This is a genomic window from Sulfitobacter geojensis (genome assembly GCF_000622325.1).
Taxonomy (GTDB): Bacteria; Pseudomonadota; Alphaproteobacteria; order Rhodobacterales; family Rhodobacteraceae; genus Sulfitobacter; species Sulfitobacter geojensis.
In genome coordinates this window covers 849,307-871,117 of the sequence record NZ_JASE01000005.1, presented here as the reverse complement: position 1 = coordinate 871,117, position 21,811 = coordinate 849,307, and the positions used below count along the sequence as shown (strand labels likewise).

20 protein-coding genes and 1 tRNA gene are annotated in these 21,811 nt (G+C 57.7%); 5 read left to right on the top strand and 16 right to left on the bottom strand.

Annotated features, from left to right (window positions below; genetic code table 11):
• Window positions 1-62: 62 nt before the first annotated feature.
• From fahA to Z947_RS0106190, 3 genes are all read left to right on the top strand, one after another.
• Window positions 63-1,316 (top strand): fumarylacetoacetase, encoded by a 1,254-nt coding sequence (gene fahA, locus Z947_RS0106200; protein ID WP_025043445.1) that lies wholly within the window; start codon window positions 63-65, stop codon window positions 1,314-1,316.
• 74 nt (window positions 1,317-1,390) lie between these two features.
• Window positions 1,391-2,341, top strand: coding sequence for an MBL fold metallo-hydrolase (locus Z947_RS0106195; RefSeq protein WP_025043444.1), 951 nt, complete (start codon window positions 1,391-1,393; stop codon window positions 2,339-2,341).
• Between the two features lie 433 nt (window positions 2,342-2,774).
• Complete coding sequence (locus Z947_RS0106190; protein ID WP_025043443.1) at window positions 2,775-4,439, top strand: ABC transporter substrate-binding protein; 1,665 nt, start codon at window positions 2,775-2,777, stop codon at window positions 4,437-4,439.
• A 73-nt stretch (window positions 4,440-4,512) separates the two neighbouring features.
• On the opposite strand, the gene Z947_RS0106185 is transcribed toward Z947_RS0106190, so the two are convergent.
• From Z947_RS0106185 to Z947_RS0106120, 13 genes are all read right to left on the bottom strand, one after another.
• A complete protein-coding gene (locus Z947_RS0106185; protein WP_025043442.1) occupies window positions 4,513-5,016 on the bottom strand; it encodes a 3-hydroxyacyl-CoA dehydrogenase family protein in 504 nt (167 codons plus the stop codon).
• Window positions 5,013-5,927 carry a helix-turn-helix transcriptional regulator gene (locus tag Z947_RS0106180; RefSeq protein ID WP_025043441.1) on the bottom strand — a complete coding sequence of 305 codons (915 nt, stop codon included), beginning with the start codon at window positions 5,925-5,927 and terminating at the stop codon, window positions 5,013-5,015. Before Z947_RS0106180 ends, Z947_RS0106185 begins: the two co-directional genes overlap by 4 nt.
• Before the next feature lie 33 nt (window positions 5,928-5,960).
• Window positions 5,961-6,383 (bottom strand): acyl-CoA thioesterase, encoded by a 423-nt coding sequence (locus tag Z947_RS0106175; RefSeq protein ID WP_025043440.1) that lies wholly within the window; start codon window positions 6,381-6,383, stop codon window positions 5,961-5,963.
• Window positions 6,384-7,553, bottom strand: coding sequence for a benzoyl-CoA 2,3-epoxidase subunit BoxA (gene boxA / locus Z947_RS0106170; RefSeq protein ID WP_025043439.1), 1,170 nt, complete (start codon window positions 7,551-7,553; stop codon window positions 6,384-6,386).
• Window positions 7,554-7,788: 235 nt separating this feature from the next.
• Entirely contained in the window at window positions 7,789-9,240 is a 1,452-nt protein-coding gene (boxB, locus tag Z947_RS0106160) for a benzoyl-CoA 2,3-epoxidase subunit BoxB (RefSeq protein WP_025043438.1), read from the bottom strand.
• A 78-nt stretch (window positions 9,241-9,318) separates the two neighbouring features.
• On the bottom strand, window positions 9,319-10,977 hold the full coding sequence (gene boxC, locus Z947_RS0106155; RefSeq protein ID WP_025043437.1) for a 2,3-epoxybenzoyl-CoA dihydrolase: 1,659 nt from the start codon (window positions 10,975-10,977) through the stop codon (window positions 9,319-9,321).
• A gap of 110 nt (window positions 10,978-11,087) precedes the next feature.
• Window positions 11,088-11,537: a DUF309 domain-containing protein gene (locus Z947_RS0106150; RefSeq protein WP_037938740.1), complete on the bottom strand. Its 450-nt coding sequence runs from the start codon at window positions 11,535-11,537 to the stop codon at window positions 11,088-11,090.
• Window positions 11,530-12,354 carry an alpha/beta fold hydrolase gene (locus tag Z947_RS0106145; protein ID WP_037938737.1) on the bottom strand — a complete coding sequence of 275 codons (825 nt, stop codon included), beginning with the start codon at window positions 12,352-12,354 and terminating at the stop codon, window positions 11,530-11,532. The genes Z947_RS0106150 and Z947_RS0106145 overlap by 8 nt, the downstream gene beginning before the upstream one ends.
• Window positions 12,354-13,892 (bottom strand): benzoate-CoA ligase family protein, encoded by a 1,539-nt coding sequence (locus Z947_RS0106140; protein WP_025043434.1) that lies wholly within the window; start codon window positions 13,890-13,892, stop codon window positions 12,354-12,356. The genes Z947_RS0106145 and Z947_RS0106140 overlap by 1 nt, the downstream gene beginning before the upstream one ends.
• A gap of 88 nt (window positions 13,893-13,980) precedes the next feature.
• Window positions 13,981-15,300: a TRAP transporter large permease gene (locus tag Z947_RS0106135; RefSeq protein ID WP_025043433.1), complete on the bottom strand. Its 1,320-nt coding sequence runs from the start codon at window positions 15,298-15,300 to the stop codon at window positions 13,981-13,983.
• Between the two features lies 1 nt (window position 15,301).
• Window positions 15,302-15,883 (bottom strand): TRAP transporter small permease, encoded by a 582-nt coding sequence (locus Z947_RS0106130; protein ID WP_025043432.1) that lies wholly within the window; start codon window positions 15,881-15,883, stop codon window positions 15,302-15,304.
• A 72-nt stretch (window positions 15,884-15,955) separates the two neighbouring features.
• Window positions 15,956-16,990, bottom strand: a complete 1,035-nt coding sequence (locus tag Z947_RS0106125) for a TRAP transporter substrate-binding protein (RefSeq protein ID WP_025043431.1) — start codon at window positions 16,988-16,990, stop codon at window positions 15,956-15,958.
• 282 nt (window positions 16,991-17,272) lie between these two features.
• Window positions 17,273-17,349 (bottom strand) — tRNA-Met (locus Z947_RS0106120).
• Window positions 17,350-17,544: 195 nt separating this feature from the next.
• Here Z947_RS0106120 and Z947_RS20815 point away from each other — a divergent pair.
• The gene (locus tag Z947_RS20815; protein WP_025043430.1) at window positions 17,545-18,513 is read left to right on the top strand and encodes a phosphatase PAP2 family protein; all 969 of its coding nucleotides are present in this window, start codon (window positions 17,545-17,547) and stop codon (window positions 18,511-18,513) included.
• Between the two features lie 10 nt (window positions 18,514-18,523).
• Here Z947_RS20815 and Z947_RS0106110 read toward each other — a convergent pair whose 3' ends face one another.
• From Z947_RS0106110 to clpS, 3 genes are all read right to left on the bottom strand, one after another.
• Window positions 18,524-19,324 carry an SDR family NAD(P)-dependent oxidoreductase gene (locus tag Z947_RS0106110; protein WP_025043429.1) on the bottom strand — a complete coding sequence of 267 codons (801 nt, stop codon included), beginning with the start codon at window positions 19,322-19,324 and terminating at the stop codon, window positions 18,524-18,526.
• A gap of 12 nt (window positions 19,325-19,336) precedes the next feature.
• Complete coding sequence (locus Z947_RS0106105) at window positions 19,337-20,335, bottom strand: class I SAM-dependent methyltransferase (RefSeq protein WP_025043428.1); 999 nt, start codon at window positions 20,333-20,335, stop codon at window positions 19,337-19,339.
• A 134-nt stretch (window positions 20,336-20,469) separates the two neighbouring features.
• Entirely contained in the window at window positions 20,470-20,811 is a 342-nt protein-coding gene (gene clpS / locus Z947_RS0106100; RefSeq protein WP_025043427.1) for an ATP-dependent Clp protease adapter ClpS, read from the bottom strand.
• A gap of 90 nt (window positions 20,812-20,901) precedes the next feature.
• Between clpS and Z947_RS0106095 the strand changes: the two genes are divergently transcribed.
• A complete protein-coding gene (locus Z947_RS0106095; RefSeq protein WP_025043426.1) occupies window positions 20,902-21,603 on the top strand; it encodes an HAD family hydrolase in 702 nt (233 codons plus the stop codon).
• Window positions 21,604-21,811 lie beyond the last annotated feature (208 nt).

Below are 21,811 nucleotides of genomic sequence, written 5' to 3'. Positions count from 1 at the left end.
GTCCATTTCTCCACCGCACCGTAGGGCGGGGTTCACCCCGCCGCACCTACAAAGGATAAGCTATGACATTGATGACCTCTTGGGTAGAAAGCGCCAATAGCGCCGACACCGATTTCCCGCTCAACAACCTGCCCTATGGTGTGTTCTCGACCAACAGTCTCGAGGCGCGCTGTGGTGTGGCCATCGGCGATATGATCCTTGATATGGCCGCGCTGGAAGAAGAGGGCATTGTGACGCTGGCGGACGAAGCCGTGTTTGACGTGCCCTATTGGAACGACGTGATGGAACTGGGGCCGGACGCATGGGCCACCCTACGCGACCGCCTGACCGAGATGCTGACCACTGATTCTGCAGAACAGGCCAAGATCGCGCCCCATCTGGTGCCCCCGTCCGATGTGATCCTGCACATGCCGATGGTTGTTTCCGAATACACCGATTTCTATGCCGGTCGGCATCACGCCACAAATGTTGGCACGATGTTTCGCGGGGCCGAAAACGCGCTGCCGCCAAACTGGTTGCACATTCCCATCGGTTATAACGGGCGTGCCTCAACGGTGGTGCCATCGGGCACCGACATCATCCGCCCCAACGGCCAGTTGAAAGCGCCTGACGCGGACACACCGTCTTTTGGACCCTGCCAGCGTCTTGATATCGAACTGGAAATGGGGGCGATTGTCGGCACCTCTACCGACATGGGCCAACCCATCGGCGTGGCCGAAGCGGATGACATGATCTTTGGGTATGTGATCCTGAACGACTGGTCCGCCCGTGACATTCAGGCATGGGAATACCAGCCGCTCGGCCCCTTTCAGGCCAAGGCTTTCGCCACGTCGATCAGCCCTTGGATCGTCACCAAAGCCGCGCTGGAACCCTTCCGCACCTCCACGCCACCGCGCGACTTTGAACTTCTGCCGTATCTGCAAGAACCCGGCCCCATGCTCTATGACATCGACCTTAGCGTCATCATCGAACCTGAAGGCGGCGCACAGGAAGTTATCGCACGCACCAATTACAACGAGATGTATTATTCCGCGGCCCAGCAACTCGCGCATCACGCCTCTTCGGGCTGTGCGATGAACTCCGGCGATCTGCTGGGGTCGGGCACCATTTCGGGCAAAGAAAAATCCGAACGCGGCAGCCTGCTCGAACTCAGCTGGGGCGGTAAGGAGCCGATCACGCTGGCGGACGGCAGCACCCGCAGCTTCCTGAATGACGGGGATACGATGATTCTGACGGGCCACGCACAGGGCGACGGATATCGCATCGGCTTTGGTGCCTGCACCGGCAAAATCGCACCCGCCGTTAAGTTCCCCTGACGCCCGCCCCTTCATCTTGCCCTTAAACTCAATCCCGCGCTGACCCTACGCGCCCCATTCGAAAGAGACCCCCAATGGCAAAAGCATTCGCATCCCAAGGCGACATGTCCGAGAAAAAGATCACCTTTGATGAGGTGGGCCGCGACCTTTGGGCCTTTACGGCGGAGGGTGACCCGAACTCCGGCGTCATCATTGGTGACGACAGCGTGATGATCGTCGAAGCGCAGGCGACCCCGCGTCTTGCCGGCAAGGTCATCGAAAAGGTCCGCGAAGTGACGGACAAGCCGATCACCCACCTGGTGCTGACCCACTATCACGCGGTGCGGGTGCTGGGGGCCTCTGCTTACGGTGCCGATCAGATCATCATGTCTGATGTTGCGCGCGGCATGGTCGAAGAACGTGGGCAGGAAGACTGGGACAGTGAATTCCAGCGGTTTCCGCGCCTTTTCGAGGGTCATGAATCCATCCCCGGCCTGACCTATCCCACCACGACCTTCAGCGATTCAATGACTGTCTATCTGGGTAAACGCCGCGTCGATATCAAACACATCGGCCGCGCCCACACAGCTGGCGACGCCGTGATACACGTGCCAGACGAGAACGTAATGTTCACCGGTGACATCGTCGAAGACCACTCCGCCTGCTATTGCGGTGACGGGTATTTCGGCGATTGGGGCGGCACGCTAGACAGGATCATGGCCTATGATGTCGACGCGATTGCGCCCGGTCGCGGCGGTGCCCTGATCGGCAAGGACGCTGTTGCCCGCGCCATCGACTCCACCCGTGATTTCGTAAATAGCACCTATGCGCCCGCTGCCCGCGTGGCGGCACGGGGTGGGTCGCTCAAGGAAGCATGGGATGCCGTGCGCGCCGAATGTGACCCCAAGTTCAAAGATTATGCCATCTATGAACACTGCCTGCCCTTCAACGTTGCCCGCGCCTATGATGAAGCACGCGGCATCGCACATCCCCGCATCTGGACCGACAAGCGCGATCTGGAAATGTGGGCGGATCTGCAGGGCTAAGCGGCCCGCTACAGTCAAACGGGGGATTCGCCGTCCCCCGTCCTCACCGGAAGCCGCCGCGCCCGCGCGCGTGAAAACGCCATGCTGTGACGGTTGCATCATCCAGTTCGCGCCCGCCGTGCTGATCGGGGCACGCGCCGCGTTTCTCTTACATGTTTGTTCGGGAACGACATTGCGCGCGACACAAAGGGCGCAGGCGGGTTAGTTTACCCTATGTCGCGCCTATCCGGCCAAAACGGCCCCTCTGACAGTCGTGCAACTTCGACATGAGGCTGGAAATCACCCTGTTTAAGTTTACGTGACAGGGTTGACCTGAGGTCTCACTGTGTTTGACTGTGCAGGATGTTTCAGCCGAAACACAAGTATAATGGCGGATAAACCGCATCACCGACCGGTGGGCCCAAGGGACCGCTACAACAGAAGAGGAAGAATAATGAGTTTTTTGACACGTAACGGGAACCCTTTGCCGCAATCCGTTCTGGATTCTGCACAGGCCGCCAAAAAAGATCCGGTCAACCGCCGCGAATTTCTGGCCCTTGCCAGCGCCTTTGGTGCGACAACGGCAACCGCCTATGCGATGATCGGCATGCCCGCTCCTGCACAGGCCGCAGGCCATAAGGAAGGCGGCACCGTGCGCATGCAGCAAGAAGTGCGCGCCTTGAAAGATCCGCGTACCTATGACTGGTCGCAGATCGCCAACTTTTCCCGCGGCTGGCTCGAGTATCTCGCCATCTGGGAAAACGACGGTACCTTTACCCCTGCCCTGCTTGAAAGCTGGGAAATCAACGACGATGCCACCGAATACACATTGAACGTGCGCAAGGGCGTCAAATGGAACAATGGCGACGACTTTACCGCCGAAGATGTTGTGCGCAACATCAAGGGCTGGTGCGACAAGTCGCTTGAGGGCAACTCGATGGCGGGCCGCTTTGCCACGCTGATCGACGAAGCCACAGGTCAGGCGATCGAAGGCGCGATTACCGCAACTGACAGCCACACCGTATCGCTAAAACTGCCGGTGTCAGACATCACATTGATTCCGGGTATGGCCGATTACCCTGCCGCGATCACGCACAGTTCTTTTGATGCTGACAAGATGTTGGAAAACCCGATCGGCACGGGCGCTTACCTGCCGGAGTCACTGGAAGTTGGTGTAAAAGGTGTGCTGGTCAAGAACCCTGACCACACATGGTGGGGGACCGAAGTATACGGCGGACCCTACATCGACCGTCTGGAGTACATCGACTACGGCACAGACCCTTCCGCATGGATTGCCGCCGCCGAAGCCGAAGAAGTCGACGCATTCTATTCCATGGAAGGTGAATACATCGACATCATGTCCACGCTGGACGGCTGGGTCGAAAACTCCATCGCGACGGCTGCAACCATCGTGATCCGCCCCAACCAGCTGGCCGAAGTTGACGGCAAAAAGCCATATGAGGACAAGCGCGTCCGTCAGGCCATCGCAATGGCCGTCGACAACGAAGTGCTGCTTGAACTCGGCTATGCCGGTCGCGGCCTTGTGGCCGATAACCACCACGTCGGCCCGATGCACCCCGAGTTCGCGGAAATCCCTGCCCGCAAGATTGACCCCGCAGCGGCTAAGGCCCTGATGGACGAAGCGGGCATGGCCGATTACGAGCACGAATTGTTCTCGATCGACGATGCATGGCGTAAGGACACCACCGACGCGGTCGCGGCGCAACTGCGCGACGCAGGCATCAAGGTCAAACGGACAATCCTGCCCGGTTCTACCTTCTGGAACGACTGGACAAAATACCCGTTCTCCTCGACCAACTGGAACGCGCGTCCACTGGGTGTCCAGATCTGGGCATTGGCCTATCGCTCGGGTGAGGCTTGGAATGAATTCGGTTGGGCAAATGCCGAATTTGACGCCCTGCTGAAAGAAGCCTTGGCCACTGCCGACGTCGAAAAACGTCGCGAGATCATGGCAAAGGGTGAAGCGATGATTCAGGACGAAGGCGTGACGATCCAGCCATACTGGCGGTCGCTGTATAACCACACCAAAGAAGGTCTGGTTGGCGCGGGTCACCACATCGGCTTTGAATACCATCCTGCGCGGATGGCCTGGACCTAAATCAGGTTTAAATATTTCGGAAAGGGGCTGCGCATTGCGCGGCCCTTTTTCATGAGGCTACGCGCCTGCTGCGTCAAAGCCAGTCGGGTACGCGGCCAAGCGGATAGTGGACGGCACGGTGCAAAAGCTGCATCACCGCGTTTCGGCTGGTGCCGCTGCCGCGCAGGGCCAGACAAACCGGCTTTACCGCATCATTCATCGCGGCCACCAACGCCTCGTCAGACAACTCGGATCGCGTGATCTTGCCGAACCACGCTTCTTCTAGGATCAGATCCTCGATCAGCGGATCAATGACGGCACCGCCCCCACCGGGGTAACGGTAATAGCCCACGCCGCCGCGCTTGCCCATCCGTCCCTCGGCCACCATGCGCGGCAGGATCGGCACGGCCCTTTCAGGGTCCCGCGCCAAAACCTTTTCCAACCCCAGTAGATCCTGCGCCTCGCAAGGCCCCATACCATAGCCCCAAGCGCACAGCGCTTCGTCCAGCTCCCAAGGGTTTGTATGATGAAACAAAAGATGCTCGCCCGCCTGCCAGAACGCATCTTGCACGGCCTGTTCGGCCTTTGCTGCTGTCATCGACCGGTTTCTAGAAACTGGTGTTTTGCGACCGCCGCCAACAAAGTGTTCAGCGACGACCCCACTGTCCGGTTGGCCGTATCGACCTGTGCGTCAGCGCGGGCATAAAGGGGCGTGCGCGCCTGCAACAGATCCTTGAGATGCGCCATCGCGGCAGGGTTACCCTGCATCGGGCGATGATCGCCCTGCCCGCGCACACGTTGCATATGCTCGGCAGGGCTGGTCCTGATCCAGACGGTGTGGAACCGCTCCAGCAGATGGGCAAAGGTGTCCTCTTCTGTGACGATCCCGCCTGCGACGGCCAAAACCATCCGGTCATGGCGTGCACTGACCCGCTCCAGCGCCTCGGCCTCCAGCTTGCGGTATCCGACCTCACCATAAAACGCCATCACCTCGGCCAATGGCATATCTGCCGCCTCTTCGATCTCGCGGTTCAATTCGACAAACGGGATGCCCAGCGCCTCCCCAGCCCGTGCGCCGAGCGTAGATTTGCCCGCCCCGCGCAACCCGATCAAACAAATGCGGCCCGCCCGCAGAAGGCGCGGGTTTTGCGGGGCCAACATGCTGCACACCTGTTGCTGAACCTCTTCGGGTGCCTGATGATATAGGGCCGCGACCCGCAAGACGTCATGATCGAGTGGGGTCTGTTCAGTCAGCAGCGCCTCGATGCGTACATCGAGCGCGCTTGCCACACGTTGCAGCAAGAGCACCGAAATATTGCCTTCGCCCGCTTCAAGCTGCGCCAGATAGCGCGGTGATACCCCCGACATTTCGGACAGCACACGCCGTGACAACCCGCGCTGCTTGCGCAGGGTCGCAACCTTTCCTGCCAATGTCTGGATCAGTTTCGCTCCTGCGTCCAACGGCTCGGGCGCTGGCGTTTGCACCACTTTGCCAACCGGCTGGCTCATTGTGCTCCCTGCCTCCCGACCTGATCGTGATGTTTATTCCGCACGGATCAGCGGCTCGATCACGCGGCGCATGTAGTCCGGCGCACTTTGGCTTTTGAACTGGTCGGCGATGGTGAAGACGCAAGTAAAACTGCCCTCGAAACACAACACATCGTTTTGCGACGCATTGACCGCAAAGGTGATCGACTTGTTTCCCAGCTTGGTCGGGAAGGTATCGCACATCAAAGTGTGGCGCGGGGTCACGGGGCTGCGAAAATTCAGCTCCATCCGCACAAAGGGTGTGCCGACGTTGCGGTCGACCTCCATCTGGAACCATCCTTCGCCGTCAAAGTGTTTTTCCCACCACGCGTTGATGGCATCCAGTGCGAAATACGGCAACCGTGCCGTATAGGCGATGCGCGCAGGGTCGCAATCGCCCCATGTCACATTGATCGGATGGATAAACGGCGCGCTCATTCAATAGGTCTCCACATGGTAACGGCCGTCTTCACGCATGGCGTCGCGCAGGGCGGTCCATTGCTGCCCCATGCTTTCCGCGATCGAGGTCAGAGCAAGCTCCACCCCCTCTTCCATCCCGCGCAAACCGCAGATGTAGATATGGGTTTTCCCGTCTTGCAGGATCTCCGCGATGCTGTCCTGTTCGGCGATCATGCGGTCTTGCACATATTCCTTGTCCTGATCCGGCATCCGGCTGAAGACTAGATTTTTCTTCAGCAAGCTGTCGGGAATCTTCTTGAGCGGCCCGAAATAGGGCAGGCTTTCAGGCGTGCGTGCGCCAAAGAACATGGTCATGCCACCCGTCGCGCCACTACGCTGGCGTTGCATGGTAAAGGCCCGCATAGGCGCCGATCCGGTGCCGGTACAGATCAACAAAAGATGCGCGTCAGGGATCGAGGGCAGCAGGAAGGTCGCGCCAAACGGGCCGGTAACGTCGACGCTCGCCCCGATTTCCAGATCACACAGAAAGTTCGAGGCAAGCCCGTGTTCTTCCCGTTTCACCGTCAGCGAAATGTTGTGATATCCGGGGCGCTCGCCATCTCGCGGGCTTGAGATGGAATAGAGCCGCGGCAGATGGGCATTGCCATCGGCATCAGTGCCGGGCGGGATGATCCCGACGGATTGCCCTTCGAGCACCGGAAACGGCAGCGCACCGGGGTCAAGAATAATGTGGCGCACGTCGTGATCAGGATCATCCGTCAGGCGATAGTTGCCCTGCACCTTCATGCGCGCAGGCTTGCCCAGATTATACATGTTGATCGCAGGTTTACCGGCTGAGGCAGGCGCACGTGCTTTGCCCCCCGCGCCTTTATGCGCTTCGTCCAGCAAGGCGGCGATCGGGTCTGCCACGTCGTTTTCGGGCGCAACCTCGATGTCTTCCTGCTCGGGCAGCTCTTCCATCTCGTATTGCTGCTCCAGCGTATAAGGCTCTGCCACTACGCGCCATTCGTCGATGGAACCGGTCGGGCAGACCGGAATGCAGTCCATACAGAAATTGCAGATATCAGCGTTCACCACGACATTGTTGTCATCATGTTCAATCGCGCCAATGGGGCAGGTCATTTCACAGGTGTAACACCGGATGCAAATCTCGGGATCAATCAGATGCTGTTTGACAGGTTTGTTCATGCGTGGCGGTCTTTCAGGATAAGGTCCGGTACCATCATTGCATCAAACAACGCCTGACAGATACCCTGACACCCGGGGCAACCGACACACGGGCCCTGCAGGTTTTCCAGATCACGGGCCAGAGCCTGCGTGCGGGGGGCGTGTCCAATTGTGCGTTCTGCTTGCATGTCTGATCTCCGTCTCTAAGGGCAGGAAAAGCGTGGCCCCACCCGCTTTCACGGATAGGGCAATATCGTTACGCCATATGCAATTTCACATACTCATAATCGCCCGGCTTATTGTCGATGCCCACCTTGGGCGCTGCAATCCACGAGGCATATTTGCCCGGTTCGTAGCACGGTACCATCAACGACTGGATGTAATCGCCGTCTGCTTTGGTCGGCAGCCAGTTGTCGCGCTGCTGGTGCCATTCATCCGCCGAAATCACATCACCATCGGGGTTCACCGCCACGGTTGAAAACACACCGATCTGGCGGTGGAACCCTTCGTGCGGCAGTTTCAGTTGGAATTCGATACCGGACTTGGCGATCTGCTTGTTCCAGCGGCCCACACCACCAGCCGCATCGCGCACATAGTCATCGCGCAGACGCATGTTAATCGCCGTCAGCGCCGGTACATCTTCGGTCAGGATCTTACCATCCTTGATCGAGGTGACGGCATAGGTGTCATCCTTAAGCTGATGATCGTCGTCAATCCGCTGCTCCATATAGCGGCCCTTGATTCCGTAGTTGAAAGCATTGGCAGCATTGGTCGATACTTCCTGCCCGAACAGATCAAGCGACAGCGTGTAGTGCAGGTTCAGCTTTTTCTGGATCGTCGGCAGGTCGATGACACCAAGATCACGGATCTTGTTAATGTCGTAGGGGTCTGTGATGCCGTGCTTGTTCATTGCCTCAAGCGTGGCCTGAATGGTGCGGCCCACACCGGTTTCGCCCACAAACATGTGGTGCGCTTCTTCGGTCAGCATGAAACGGCATGTGCGCGACAGCGGGTCAAAGCCGGATTGTGCCAGGCTTTCCAGCTGCATCTTTCCATCGCGGTCGGTGAAATAGGTGAACATGAAGAACGACAGCCAATCCGGCGTTTCCTCATTAAAGGCACCCAACATGCGCGGCGCATCTTCGTCGCCTGAGGAGCGGACCAGCAGGTCGTTCGCTTCTTCACGGCCATCGCGGCCAAAGTATTTTTGCAGCAGATAAACCATCGCCCAAAGGTGGCGACCTTCTTCGACGTTTACCTGAAACAGGTTACGCATGTCGTAGAGTGACGGCGCGGTGAGGCCAAGGAACCGCTGCTGCTCGACCGACCCTGGCTCTGTGTCGCCCTGAATAACGATCAAACGCTTGAGCATGTTGCGGTATTCGCCCGGCACTTCCTGCCACGCAGGTTCGCCCAAGTGTTCGCCCATCGGAATTTTGCGGTCTTCGACAGCAGGGGCCAGCAGAACACCCCAACGGTATTCGGGCATTTTCACATAATCGAATTTCGCCCAGCCTTTGGGATCTACGCTGACAGCGGTGCGCAGATAGACCATGGATTCCTGAAAGTTCTGCGGGATCAGGTCATTCCACCAGTTGATGTAACCGGGGTGCCATTTTTCCAGCGCTTTCAACACCTTCTTGTCTTCGGACAAGCCCACGTTATTCGGGATTTGCGTGTCGTAGCTTACGTTGATCAGATCAAGCATTCGTGTTCTCCTTGTCATGGCGGGGTGAACCCCGCCCTACCTCATGCCGTAGGGCGGGGTTCACCCCGCCACCACGTTTTATACACGTTCCATGTTGTACTTGCCGCGTACGCCTGTGCCGTAGCGTTGCAGCGCACCTTCTTCGCCAACCGCGTTGGGACGCTGGAAAATCCAGTTTTGCCATGCGGTCAGGCGCCCAAAAATGCGGGTCTCCATCGTTTCTGGTCCGGCAAAGCGCAGGTTGGCTTCCATCCCGGTCATCGCATCAGGGCTAAAGCTTGCGCGTTCCTCCATGAACAGACGCACCTCATCTTCCCAATCGATGTCATCGTAGGCGTAAGTGACCAGACCCATCTCGTCAGCGGCATCGGCTTCGAGCGGCTCACCGATGGAGGATTTCAGCTTTTCCACCTGCTCTGGCGTGCCTAGGAAACGGGTTTCCAGACGGGTGAGGTCATTGCTCATGGGATAGGTGCCGAAGTTGCCGTCGGTCATCGTCACGGTCGCCAGATGACGATTATCGCCGTCAAACTCCTCAAGCATCATGTAGCTGCGGTCGACCGCCCAAAGCAGTTCGGCCAGTGGTCCGGCAAAGCATGAGCCGTGCTCAACAATCGCAACCAGCGAGCGCGAGGTCATATCAATGCGTTTCAGCAGGCGCTTCCAGTATTGCAGCACTTCATTGGCCAGCCAGTGGTCTTTGTTGGCAAGCAACAGTGCCTCATGCGCGACCAGTAATTCAGGATCACCTTGCGTCTGGAATTCGATCAGCCCCATCTCTTTTTCGTTGTTGCGCAGGTCCAGGATCGCATCGTCCAGTTCTCGCGCACAGCGCAGCATCCAGCTTGCGTCACCTTCTGCCGTAAAAGCATTCATGTCTGCGGGGGCAGCCGCGCCCGGCCCTTTGATCGTGATGGTTGCGCGCATTTCCTTACGGTGGAATGCGACTTCTACCGTGGAGTAGTTCACGCCATTCTCGGAAAAACTGCGGCTGATAGGCGTCAGTTCGATGCCTTTCTCAACATCAGCCTTGGCAGAGCTTGCCGCCAGTTCCTGCGCCCGCTCCGCAACTTTCTCGTCAAACGAAGAATTCGGGAAGACTTCATCGACCAATCTCCAGTCCCGCGCGCGCTTGCCCTTCACGCCCTCTTCGATGGAGCAGAATACATCTGCCAGATCGCGGCGCACTTTGCGTTTATCCGTGACGCGGGTCAGCCCCCCGGTGCCGGGCAAAACGGCAAGCAGCGGCACTTCCGGCAGCGCGACAGATGACGTCGAATCATCCGTCAGCATCAGGTGGTTGCACGCCAGTGCCAGTTCGTATCCGCCACCTGCACAGGCCCCCTTGATCGCGCAGATATAGTTCTGTCCGCTGTCTGCCAACGCCGCTTCGTAGGTGTTGCGCGTCTCGTTCGTGAACTTACAAAAGTTGACCTTGTGGCTATGAGCAGCGCCACCCAGCATGCGAATATTCGCACCAGCGCAAAAGACCTTATCCTTGGCCGAGCGCATGACCACGACCTTCACTTCAGGGTGTTCGAACCGCATTCGCTGCACCACATCGGCCAGCTCAATATCAACACCAAGGTCGTAACTGTTAAGCTTCAGCTCATACCCGTCAAACAACCCGCCCTTTTCATCGACATCCATCGAAAGCCACGCAATCGGGCCATCGTATTCGACCTTCCAGTGGCGGTATTTCGATGGGTCGGTTTGAAAATCGATAACCTTGGTCATGAAAGCTCCTAAAGATCGCAAACGGATTATTACGTACTATAATTCATGCAGAATTAAGACCAAGCCGGATACTTTGGCCGATTTAGAAATTTAGCTGCACTATAGTGCTACTATCTACCGTCCAGATTGCACCGCACCTGCGCGACATGGACCATTACACTATCCGGCAAGACACCCAGAATCGGCTGATCAATCGCATATTCCTGCAAGTGCCCCTCGACCATGTTGCAAAGCCGCTGTGCGGCGCGGGGGCGTCGCATCCGCACCTTCAGGCGTGCATTTGCCAACTGGATCAGCGCTTGTACCATGTCGCGCTCGGCGGTGCCCTTCGGCGTCTGCAACCAGACGGCTTCAAGCACCTCATGGCATTCCCAGTAATATCCCGCGTCGAGATAGATCAGCCCTGCACGAAATGCCGCCGTATGCTGCAAATCAGCCGCGGGCATGCCTTCCAGCACAGTATCTTTAATGGCATCGAACCAATCTTCCGGGTGGCGCATGTTTTGCCCGGGCACATAGGCATAGGGCGGCACCGGAATGGCGTCTGACCGGTCAGGCAAACGCAACTTCTTGCTGTTCCAACCGCCACAAACGGGCGCAAAATTCACTGATTTCTGCCAGTGTCGCATCAGCTTGTTCCAGATGCGGAGCATGGCCACAGCCGTCTAGGATCAGCGTTTCAACCGGTGAATAAATCCGCGTTTCGATCTCATCGATCTGCGCCAATGTGCCATAAGGATCGTCGCGCCCCTGAATGGCCAGCACCGGAATGCGCAGATGATCAATCGCATCTGCGACGTTCCATTTGGCAAAGGCCGGATCGGTCCACGCGTCGTGCCAGCCGTGAAAGGCCACATCGACGTTGGCGTGATAATTCGCCAGCTTGCTCCGCAAATCCCCGTCGACGTAAGCCTTGCCTGCCGCGCGGATCGCCGCCAAACTGTCGGCTTCGGTAAAGAAATGCGGCGCGATCAAAATCAACCCGCGCACGCGCATGTCAGACACCGAACCGGCATAAAGCGTAGCAATCGTCGCCCCGTCCGAATGGCCCAGCAGCACCGCCTGTTTGATCCCCGCAGCGTCCATGACTGCGCCCAAATTATCCTCGGCCTCGCGGGTCATGTAATCAAGCGGACGCGGCAGGCTCACCGGATCGGATGCACCGTAGCCCGCCCGCGAATAGGCAAAAACGCCAAAACCTGTGGCATCGGCTAAGGCTTGCGGCACGTCTTTCCATTGCGCGACTGACCCCAACCCTTCGTGAAGCAACACCAGTGTCGGGGCCTGATCTGGTGATGGTCCCCAACAGGCATACTCCAGCGCCGTGCCGTTCACCTGCACCCGATCTTGTGGGGCGTCCGACCATGTGATCGCCATCACTGTTCCTCCCGCAGTTTAAATCGCTGGATTTTACCCGTCGCGGTTTTGGGCAGCTCCGCAACGCCTTCGATCCAACGGGGGTATTTCCACAGCCCGATTTTTTCTTTCACATGGACCTTCAGTTCCTCCATCAACGTTTGATCCACCTCGCCCGTTTGAACAACGATATACGCTTTGGGTTTTTCCAATCCGTCCGCATCGCGCTGCGCAACGACGGCCGCTTCCAGCACGCGGGGATGATCAACCAGGGCGCTTTCAACCTCGAACGGCGACAACCAGATGCCTGAAACCTTGAACATGTCGTCGGTGCGGCCACAATATACCAGCCGCCCGTCCTCTCGGCGTTCGTATTTGTCGCCGGTGCGGGTCCAGACCCCCTCAAACGTGCTGCGGCTTTTGTCGCGCTGGTTCCAATAACAATTCGCCGCCGAGGCACCGTTGACCAGCAATTCACCTACCTCGCCCGCAGCGACCTCTTCACCCTGTTCATCCACCAGGCGCAGCTCATACCCCGGAACCGCCACGCCAGACGTGCCATGCACGATGTCATCCGCGCGGTTGCTTAGAAAGATATGCAACATCTCGGTCGAACCGACACCGTCAAGGATCCCGACGCCGGTATGGGTCTCCCAGCGCTTGCTTACATCTTCGGGCAGGGCTTCACCGGCAGAGATGCAGATGCGCAGCGGAGATTGCGGTGCGCCGCTTTGATCCATCTGCGCGACCATCGCGGCAAAAAGCGTCGGCACACCGCAAAAGATCGTGGGTTGGTGCGCATTAATCGTGTCGATCATGCCGACCGGCGTCGGTCTGCCGGTGAACAGGACGCTGGTGGCACCGACCGACAACGGAAATGTCATTTCATTACCCAGCCCATAGGCAAAGAAAAACTTGGCGGCGGAAAGCACCACATCGTCTTCGCGAATGCCCAGCACCCGCGCGCCATATGTGTCCGCCGTGGCCTGTAGGGCCGAATGGATGTGCACAACACCCTTGGGCTGCCCTGTCGAGCCAGAGGAATAGAGCCAAAATGCGACCTCGTCCCTGCTAACGGCCATCGTTTCAAGGACAGGCGCGCCTTTGATAAACGTGTCGAAGGATGCCATCCCCTCAGGCGTGTCCCCGATGAAAACCACCTGCCGGATATAGGGGTTGTCGGCAACTGCGGGGGCAACAACATCCCAAAGCGGGGCAGAGACAAAAAGGATCGCGGCGCGACTGTCCCGCAGGATCACGTCATACACAGGAGTGGCCAGCAGGGTGTTCAACGGCACCGGCACGACGCCACATTTCAGCGCGCCCCAAAAGATCTGCGGGAATTCGATTTGGTCCAGCACCAGAACCGCGGCGCGTTCTTCGGGGCGGATGCCCGCGGTGGACAATGCCCCCGCCACCTGCCCCGCGCCTTGCGCCATCTGCGCATAACTCAATGTGCGACCGGTTTCGGCCTCGATATAGGCCGTCTTGGCCCCGCGCCCTTCGGTCATGTGGCGATCAACAAAATGATGCGCCGCATTGGCGTGACTGGATAGCATTGGACCCTCCCCTTTTTGCAACATTGTGCAGCTAGACGGGGCAGAGGCAACATCCCTGCTGCGCGAATGCATTTTAATGCAGTGCGGCTTAATCCGGCAGCAGAAACAAGGTGATCGCTGGAAAGGCCACAAGGATCACAACGCGCACCAGGTCGGACCCGACAAAGTACATCACGGCGCGATAGGTTTGGGTCATCGGTGTTTCACGATCCATCGAGTTGATGATGAACAGGTTCATACCCACGGGCGGCGTAATCAACCCGACCTCAACCACGATCAGGACAAGGATGCCGAACCAGATCGCCACATGTTCCGCCGACATGCCAAAATCCATCGCCATGATAACGGGAAAGAAGATCGGCACGGTCAGCAGGATCATCGACAAGCTGTCCATAAGGCAGCCAAAAATCACATAGAAAACAAGGATCACGCAGAGGACCAGCAACGGCGAAAACCCCTGTTCTACCACCCAACCGGCCATGAACTGTGGCACGCCCGACAAGGCAAGGAAGCCGTTATAGAACGCGGCCCCCAGCACGATGAAAAAGATCATACCGGTGGTGCGCGCGGTGCCGAGCAAGCTTTCGCCCAGAACTTTCCAGTTCAGGCTGCCCGCCATAAGCGCCGCCAGTCCGGTGCCCGCCGCGCCGATGGCAGATCCTTCGGTGGGGGTGAACCAACCCGCATAAATGCCGCCGACAACGACGATAAAGATCGTCAGAACCGGCCAGCAATCGGCCAGCGCACGAAACCGTTCGGCCATCGGAATGGGCGCACGGGTGCCCGCCGCATCAGGATGCAAACGCACATAGAGCGAGATCGTCAGAATATATCCAAGTGCCGCCAGAATACCGGGCACAAATGCCGCGAGGAACAGCTTGGCGATGTTTTGTTCGGTCAGGATGGCATAGATCACAAGGATCACCGAGGGCGGTATCAAGATGCCAAGCGTCCCGCCGGCGGCCAGTGTCGCCGTTGAAAAACCGCCCGAATAGCCGTAGCGTTTCAGTTCGGGCAGGGCGACCTTGGACATGGTCGCCGCCGTGGCCAATGACGATCCGCAAATCGCGCCAAAGCCTGCACAGGCCCCCACCGCCGCCATCGCAACCCCGCCACGCCGGTGGCCCAAAAAACCCTCGGCCGCTTTGAACAGCGCTTGGGACATGCCTGACAGGGTCGCGAATTGCCCCATCAACAGGAACATCGGAATGATGCTCAGAGAATAGCTTGAGAAGGTCGTGTAGGTTTCCGATTTCATTTTTGCCAGCAATGGCGTGGGGTTGCCGCCCATGGCGAAATACCAGCCGCCAAAACCGCAAAGCAACATGGCAAGGCCGATAGGCGCGCGCAAAAACACCATGATCAGCAGGACAGGAAAGGAATAAAAGCCCAGTTCGAGGTTGCTCATCTCAGTGCTCCCCATGTTCGGAAGGCAGGATGTTGCGATCGCCCAGCGCCTCGGCCAGTCGCACAAACGCGCAATAGACCCCGACGACACAGGCAACGAGCCCCGCAGCGGTGCTTGCCGCATAAGCCCACCAGACCGGAAACTGCAAAAACAACGTGGTTTCGCCATTGCCCAGATAGCGCAACATGCCCTCGTACAAACGCCAAACGATCAAAATGATTGTGGCGCTCAGCACCACCTCCCAAAAGGCCGCGATCCAACGGTTCACCCTGCCCGACAGCATGGAGGTAAACACATCAACCGTCGCATGGGCCCCGTAGAACTGGCAGACTGGCAAGAAAGAGAAAATAGCAAATGCGACCCCCGCCTCCAGCACTTCGTAGCTGCCGTTGATTTCGCCGATGCCTGTGTTCAGCATCCACTGGGAAAAGCCAGTGAGCGACGTGTCGAAAAAATCGTTGTGAAAGAACTTGTTCAAAGACCGACCCAGGATTGACAGCGTGGTCAATACAATCAGCACAATCAGAACAATCCCTCCGGCCAAAGCGGTCAGACGGGCAAGAGACTGGACAGCGCGGTGCATGGGGTACTCACTTATCATAGAAAGACCTGCGCCAGCCCGAAGCCGCCGCAGGTCGATAGGCAGGATTAACGCTTACTTGTCGTAAGCTTCCATCAAGGCTTTTGCTTCGTCGATCAGCGCCTGACCGTCGATGCCTTTGCTGTTCATATCCGCGACCCATTCGTCATAGATCGGCTGCGCCGCGTCGCGCCATGCCTGAACGTCGTCACCGCTGACGGTTACGATGTTGTTGCCACGATCCACGGCAAGTTGACGTGCAGGGCCGTCGCTGTCGGACTGGGTACCACCAGCAAAGATCGAGAATTCCAGACCGGAATTGTCGTCGATCACCTTTTGCAGATCAGCCGGCAGACCTTCGTAGCGCGCCTTGTTCATCGCCAGAACAAAGGTCAGCACATAAAGCGCGTTGCCTTCGAACTCTGTATGGTTCGACACCAGCTCTGGCACTTTCAACGCGGCCGTTACTTCCCATGGAATGGTTGTGCCGTCGATCACGCCTTTGGACAGACCTTCAGGCACCGCAGGAACGGGCATGCCGACAGGTGTTGAGCCGACTTTTTCCAGCAGCTGGTTCGCCAGACGCGACCCCCCACGGATTTTCAGCCCCTCCATATCGGAGGGTGTTTTCACCTCTTTGTTAACATGAATCATGCCGGGGCCGTGAACCCATGTGCCCAGAATGTGCACGTCTTTGAATTCATCGTCTTTCATGTGCTTTTCAAACATCTGCCAATAAGCAGAGGATGCGGCACGCGCATTGGTCATGATGAACGGCAGCTCGAAAACTTCGGTGCTTGGATAGCGACCCGGCGTATAGCCGACAACTGTCCAGACGATATCTGCCACGCCGTCGATTGCCTGATCCATCAGCTCTGGTGGCTTACCGCCAAGTTGCATGGAAGGGTAACGCTCGATCTTGATCCGACCTTCGCTGGCGGCTTCAACCTTGTCCGCCCAGACATCCAGCACAAGCTTAGGCACATTGGCCTGCGGTGGCAGGAACTGGTGCATGCGCAACGTTACTTCTTGCGCCATAGCAGTCGTGGTCATCAGGGTCGCAGCGACTGCCGCGCCGGCAATCCCCATCAATGTTCTGCGTAAAATCATAGTCTTCTCCCATTTTTCGGTGTGCCACCCGTGTGATCGGGTGATCAGATTCGTTATTCCAAAGCAACCAGACAACAGTTGCCCCCCGCCGTCAATCAACGCCAAGTAGATCAGCCGCGCATCGGAAGTTTATAAAGGCGGCAAAAATATGTAACCATCAAGCGTCTTTATCCCAGAAATCCGAAGGAATTTCGCCCCGTTCAGAACAAGGCATAGCCGGTTATGCCAAACAGTCACCCCAAGGGGCGGTTGACGGTTCGATGGGGGTATCTACGGGATAAATGGTGGCGTTACCTGGATTTGAACCAGGGACCTAACGATTATGAGTCGTTCGCTCTAACCAACTGAGCTATAACGCCGTCGCCGCGTCGATTAAGCCAGCCCCAAGGCGCGGTCAAGCCCAAAACCTCGATGTTTGTAACGGCAGCCCTGCTTTCTGGTGACAAATTTGGATGTCAGGCGCATCCTAATGCCGTTTCCCTGCCCCAATCTGGCCCGAAAACTGCGGTTTAACGCGCGGATCAGCGCCTGAACACACAGCCAGAGGACCGGCCATGCCCACAGATATCTCCGCGGAATTTCCTGATATTTCGGCACATCAATTGCCCGTCACACGAAATGGCTTTGCGCGCGCGCTCAAACCGGCAGAGCAGATGTTGATCGTATTGACCCTTGGCATCGGTTTGCTCGCATTCATCCTTGCCCAGATCGCGGGGCAAGCGGTGGCATGGAATGCTTTCCTGATCAGTTTCGCGCCAAGTCTGGGGTTGGTCATGCTGGGTTGCTTTGTGCGGGTCCGGCGCGACATGCCCCGCGCGGCGATGGCGGCCATCGGCACCGGCATCTACATCGGTTTTTCCGGCGTTATTGCCATTCTGATCTATCTGCGTTTCCCATTCGACACCCCCATGATCGACACCCGGTTGATGGCATTTGATGCGGCCCTGTTCGGTTACAGCTGGGACGGCTTCACCAGCGCCATGGCCGCCTATCCCGCTTTGGGCAAAGCCATTGGTGCGATCTATGGCACCTCGCTGGCGCAGTTGTTTGTGGTGATCTTTATTCTCAGCTTTCTTGGACGGCTGGTCGATCTGCATCGCCTGTTGATCACAGGGACCCTATCGCTCTTGCTGGCAGTGGCGTTTTGGTGGGTCTGGCCCAGTATCGGCCCTTCGGCCTATGTCGCGCTTTCGCCGGACGTCGAAACCGCGCTCGGACTGGTCCATGGTCAAGCCGAAGGCAACCGCCTGATGCATCTGGCCACCACGGGTGTTCCGCTTATTTCACCGGAAGTGATCATGGGCACCATCGCCTTTCCGTCTTATCACACGGTCATGCTGTGCCTCTCAGTCGGATTCGTCTGGGGCACGTGGGCGTTCTGGCCGATGTTGATCTTGAACCTCGGCATGCTGCCGGCGATTCTGTCACATGGCGGTCATCACGTCAGCGACATGCTTGGCGGATTTGTGGCCTTCGCGATTGCGTTCTTGATCGCAGTCAAGCTGGTGGCGCGCCGCACTTGATGCGATGGATTTAATGCGCGGGAGCCTTGACCACGTCCAGCAGACTGCGCCCGCCATCCACCACCAGAACCTCTCCGGTCATGAAGCTGGAGCTGTCAGCGGCAAGGTATTGCACAGTATCGCACAGCTCGTTCGGGGCGGCGATCCGGCCCAAGGGCGTGTGACTGCGGATATCTTCCCGCCATTCCCGGTTCTCCGCCACAGATGCGCGCAGCGACCCGCTCATCACCGATCCGAATGAAATCGCGTTCACGCGAATGCGGTGGGGGGCCAATGTCAGCGCCATGGAGCGTGTCATCTGTTGCACCGCACCGGCAGCAATCGAATACCCCATCAGTTCGGGCTGAATCTGCTGTGCGGCAATCGAACTGAAGTTGATGATGGAACCGACCTGCCCTTCGGTTTGCGCTTCGGCCTGTTTCATCATGCGTTTGGCGACATATTGCGACAGATGCAGCGCGGTCATCAGATTCTGATCCAGCAGGCTTTGCACTGATGTGTCTTCGACATCCAAGGCATCCGTCGGCAGGATCTGACGCGACGCATTGACCAGAACATCGACCTGATCAAAGGCATCAATCGTCGCTGACACCAGATTGGCAATCGTCAGCCGCTGGCGCAAATCACCAGCAAACGTGCGGATATTGCCGTCTTCGGGTGCTGTGCCGAATTCCTCGACCAGCTTTTTCTCGTGGGCGTCGGCGCACATCACATTCGCGCCCTTGTCCGCCATGTGACGCGCCACGGCGAGGCCAATGCCATTGGCCGCCCCCGTCACAATCACCGTTTTACCTTTGACCGCGAAAGACATCGACGTGCCCCCTTATCCCCTGCGCCGCACCCTGATGGGTCGCGCGGCATGAAACAGCTTAAAGCGCGCATCACCCCCGATTTCGGTGACCTGGACAAAGCGCGTCTTCAGCTCCGCCTCATAGGGCAAATGACGATTCGCAACCATCCAGAGCCCGCCACTCGGCGACAATATGCGTGCCGCCGCACTTACAAATGCCTGCCCGATCTGCGGTTCCGCTGCGCGTCCTTGATGGAAGGGCGGGTTCATCACAACCGCATCCACCCGATTTGGGGGCTGCCAGTCTGTTGCATCCGCCCAATGGAATTCGGCGCGTTCATCGGTGACATTGCGGCGCGCACATTCCAGCGCCAGATGTCCGGCTTCGACCAGATGCACATGGGTCACGGCAGGGCGCGTCAAAACATGCGCCGACAGAAATCCCCAACCGGCCCCCAGATCGACAACCGTCCCGCTCAGTTTTTCCGGCAGGGCATCGACCAACAAGGCCGATGCCAAATCCACGTCATCCGCAGAAAACACCCCCGGACCGGTCCAGAAACCGCCCGCAGTCTGCGATGGCCCTTCCGCCCAGTCGGCAAAGAAATCCGCAGCCGGTTCGGAAATCCAGAACAGCTTGCCGTGCGCTTTGGAGATTGGACCATTCACCGTCACACGGGCGCGCATCTGCTTTAAAAAGGAATCCGCGCCGTCCGTCTTTTGCCCATCAATCACAATGATGCCATCCGTCACCGCACAGGCTTGCGCGATCAGCGTGCGCGCTTCCGCCTTGGCGCGGGGCAGACAGACAATCGCAGCGGCGTAGGGGCCGGCCGGTGCATGACTTACCGTATATCCACGGGCTTCCCAACTGTCGTGAAACGGCTTGAAATCATGGATGATATCGCAGCGTTCGATGTCCAGACCGCGCAAATCCGCGTCAATCGGTGCCCGAAACACCGCGATACGCCCTTCGGCGGGCAGATCAAGTCCACCGCCGTTCAGCGCCAGTTGCAACCGAGCGTCAATCACGTGTTATTCTTCTTTTCCCGTGGCGCGTCGCTGCGCACTGTTCTTCTTTTTCTGTTGCGCGTTACCGCGCACCACTCTTTTCTACTGTCGCGCAACCGCGCACTATTTTTGTTTCACCGCTGCGTTACCGCGCACTATTCTTCTTTTTCCATAGTGCATTGCAGCGGGTGCTGGTGGCGGCGGGCGAAATCCATCACCTGTGCCACTTTAGTCTCTGCAATTTCGTGGCTAAAGACGCCGACAACCGCCAGCCCCTTTTTATGCACGGTCAGCATAATCTCGAAGGCCTGCGCGTGGTTCAGGCCGAAAAAACGTTCCAGCACGAGAACGACAAATTCCATTGGCGTGAAATCGTCGTTCAACAACATCACCTTGTACAAAGGAGGCCGTGCTGTCTTGGGTTTGGTTTTGGTCAGCAGTCCGGTATCGTTTTCGTCGTCCGAACGGTCTGCCATCATGAAATCATCAAGGCGCATTTCTGCTCCGGCGGGTTTGAGTGAACGATTGTGAGTCGCGAGAGCCGTTATATAACCCGATAACCGATTTATGAAAGAGGTATGCAACAAATGAGCGTCACACTTAGCACAATCGGGTTGGATGCCGACGATACACTTTGGCACAACGAACGCTTCTTTGCCCTGACGCAGGAGCATTTCGCAGGGCTGCTGCAGGATCATACCGACAAGGATCACCTGATGACACGGCTGCTGGCAGCAGAGCGCCGCAACCTGCCGCATTACGGGTTTGGAATCAAAGGGTTCACCCTGTCGATGATCGAAACCGCAATCGAAGTCACCGACGGCAAAGTGCCTGCTTGCGTTATTCGCGAACTGCTGGATGCGGGGCGGGATATGCTGTCCCATCCTGTCGAATTATTGCCCGATGTTGAGACGACGCTGAATGCGCTTAAACATGATTTCAAATTGCTGCTGATTACCAAGGGCGACCTGCTGGATCAGGAACGCAAACTGGCACAGTCGGGTTTGCGCGGCTTTTTCGACGCCGTCGAAATCGTATCGGACAAGACGCCTGCCGCGTATCACGACATCTTTCACCGGCACGGCACAGGCGCCGACCAAGGGTTGATGGCAGGCAATTCCATGGCATCCGACGTAACACCGATGATCGCGGCGGGCGGCTGGGGTGTGTTCGTGCCCCACGCCCTGACATGGGAAGTCGAACACGCCAAACCACCGCGCGATATATCGCGTTTTGGTCAGATCGACGGCTTGGGTAAATTAGTAGACTTTATCCATGGCATTACATAAAAAGTGATCCTGCGATGTTCAAAAGGAATCTGGGCAATTGCGCCCAAGTCCTGCCACATTCCCGCCACAATACCGCCCATGGTAGGGCGCATTGCAAATCCCCCCAAATGTTGACGGCACATCACAGAAATTCCCTTAATTCATAGGGTTTATCGAGAATGCGACCTGTGCTAGCTTTGTCTCATAAAAATATGGCCAGTCGAATAAT

Bases quoted from the DNA above. Each gene is read 5' to 3' on its own strand.
- fahA (WP_025043445.1), top strand. From the start codon at position 63: ATGACATTGATGACCTCTTGGGTAGAAAGCGCCAATAGCGCCGACACC.
- Z947_RS0106195 (WP_025043444.1), top strand. From the start codon at position 1,391: ATGGCAAAAGCATTCGCATCCCAAGGCGACATGTCCGAGAAAAAGATC.
- Z947_RS0106190 (WP_025043443.1), top strand. From the start codon at position 2,775: ATGAGTTTTTTGACACGTAACGGGAACCCTTTGCCGCAATCCGTTCTG.
- Z947_RS0106185 (WP_025043442.1), bottom strand. From the start codon at position 5,016: ATGACAGCAGCAAAGGCCGAACAGGCCGTGCAAGATGCGTTCTGGCAG.
- Z947_RS0106180 (WP_025043441.1), bottom strand. From the start codon at position 5,927: ATGAGCCAGCCGGTTGGCAAAGTGGTGCAAACGCCAGCGCCCGAGCCG.
- Z947_RS0106175 (WP_025043440.1), bottom strand. From the start codon at position 6,383: ATGAGCGCGCCGTTTATCCATCCGATCAATGTGACATGGGGCGATTGC.
- boxA (WP_025043439.1), bottom strand. From the start codon at position 7,553: ATGAACAAACCTGTCAAACAGCATCTGATTGATCCCGAGATTTGCATC.
- boxB (WP_025043438.1), bottom strand. From the start codon at position 9,240: ATGCTTGATCTGATCAACGTAAGCTACGACACGCAAATCCCGAATAAC.
- boxC (WP_025043437.1), bottom strand. From the start codon at position 10,977: ATGACCAAGGTTATCGATTTTCAAACCGACCCATCGAAATACCGCCAC.
- Z947_RS0106145 (WP_037938737.1), bottom strand. From the start codon at position 12,354: ATGGCGATCACATGGTCGGACGCCCCACAAGATCGGGTGCAGGTGAAC.
- Z947_RS0106140 (WP_025043434.1), bottom strand. From the start codon at position 13,892: ATGCTATCCAGTCACGCCAATGCGGCGCATCATTTTGTTGATCGCCAC.
- Z947_RS0106135 (WP_025043433.1), bottom strand. From the start codon at position 15,300: ATGAGCAACCTCGAACTGGGCTTTTATTCCTTTCCTGTCCTGCTGATC.
- Z947_RS0106130 (WP_025043432.1), bottom strand. From the start codon at position 15,883: ATGCACCGCGCTGTCCAGTCTCTTGCCCGTCTGACCGCTTTGGCCGGA.
- Z947_RS0106125 (WP_025043431.1), bottom strand. From the start codon at position 16,990: ATGATTTTACGCAGAACATTGATGGGGATTGCCGGCGCGGCAGTCGCT.
- Z947_RS20815 (WP_025043430.1), top strand. From the start codon at position 17,545: ATGCCCACAGATATCTCCGCGGAATTTCCTGATATTTCGGCACATCAA.
- Z947_RS0106110 (WP_025043429.1), bottom strand. From the start codon at position 19,324: ATGTCTTTCGCGGTCAAAGGTAAAACGGTGATTGTGACGGGGGCGGCC.
- clpS (WP_025043427.1), bottom strand. From the start codon at position 20,811: ATGCGCCTTGATGATTTCATGATGGCAGACCGTTCGGACGACGAAAAC.
- Z947_RS0106095 (WP_025043426.1), top strand. From the start codon at position 20,902: ATGAGCGTCACACTTAGCACAATCGGGTTGGATGCCGACGATACACTT.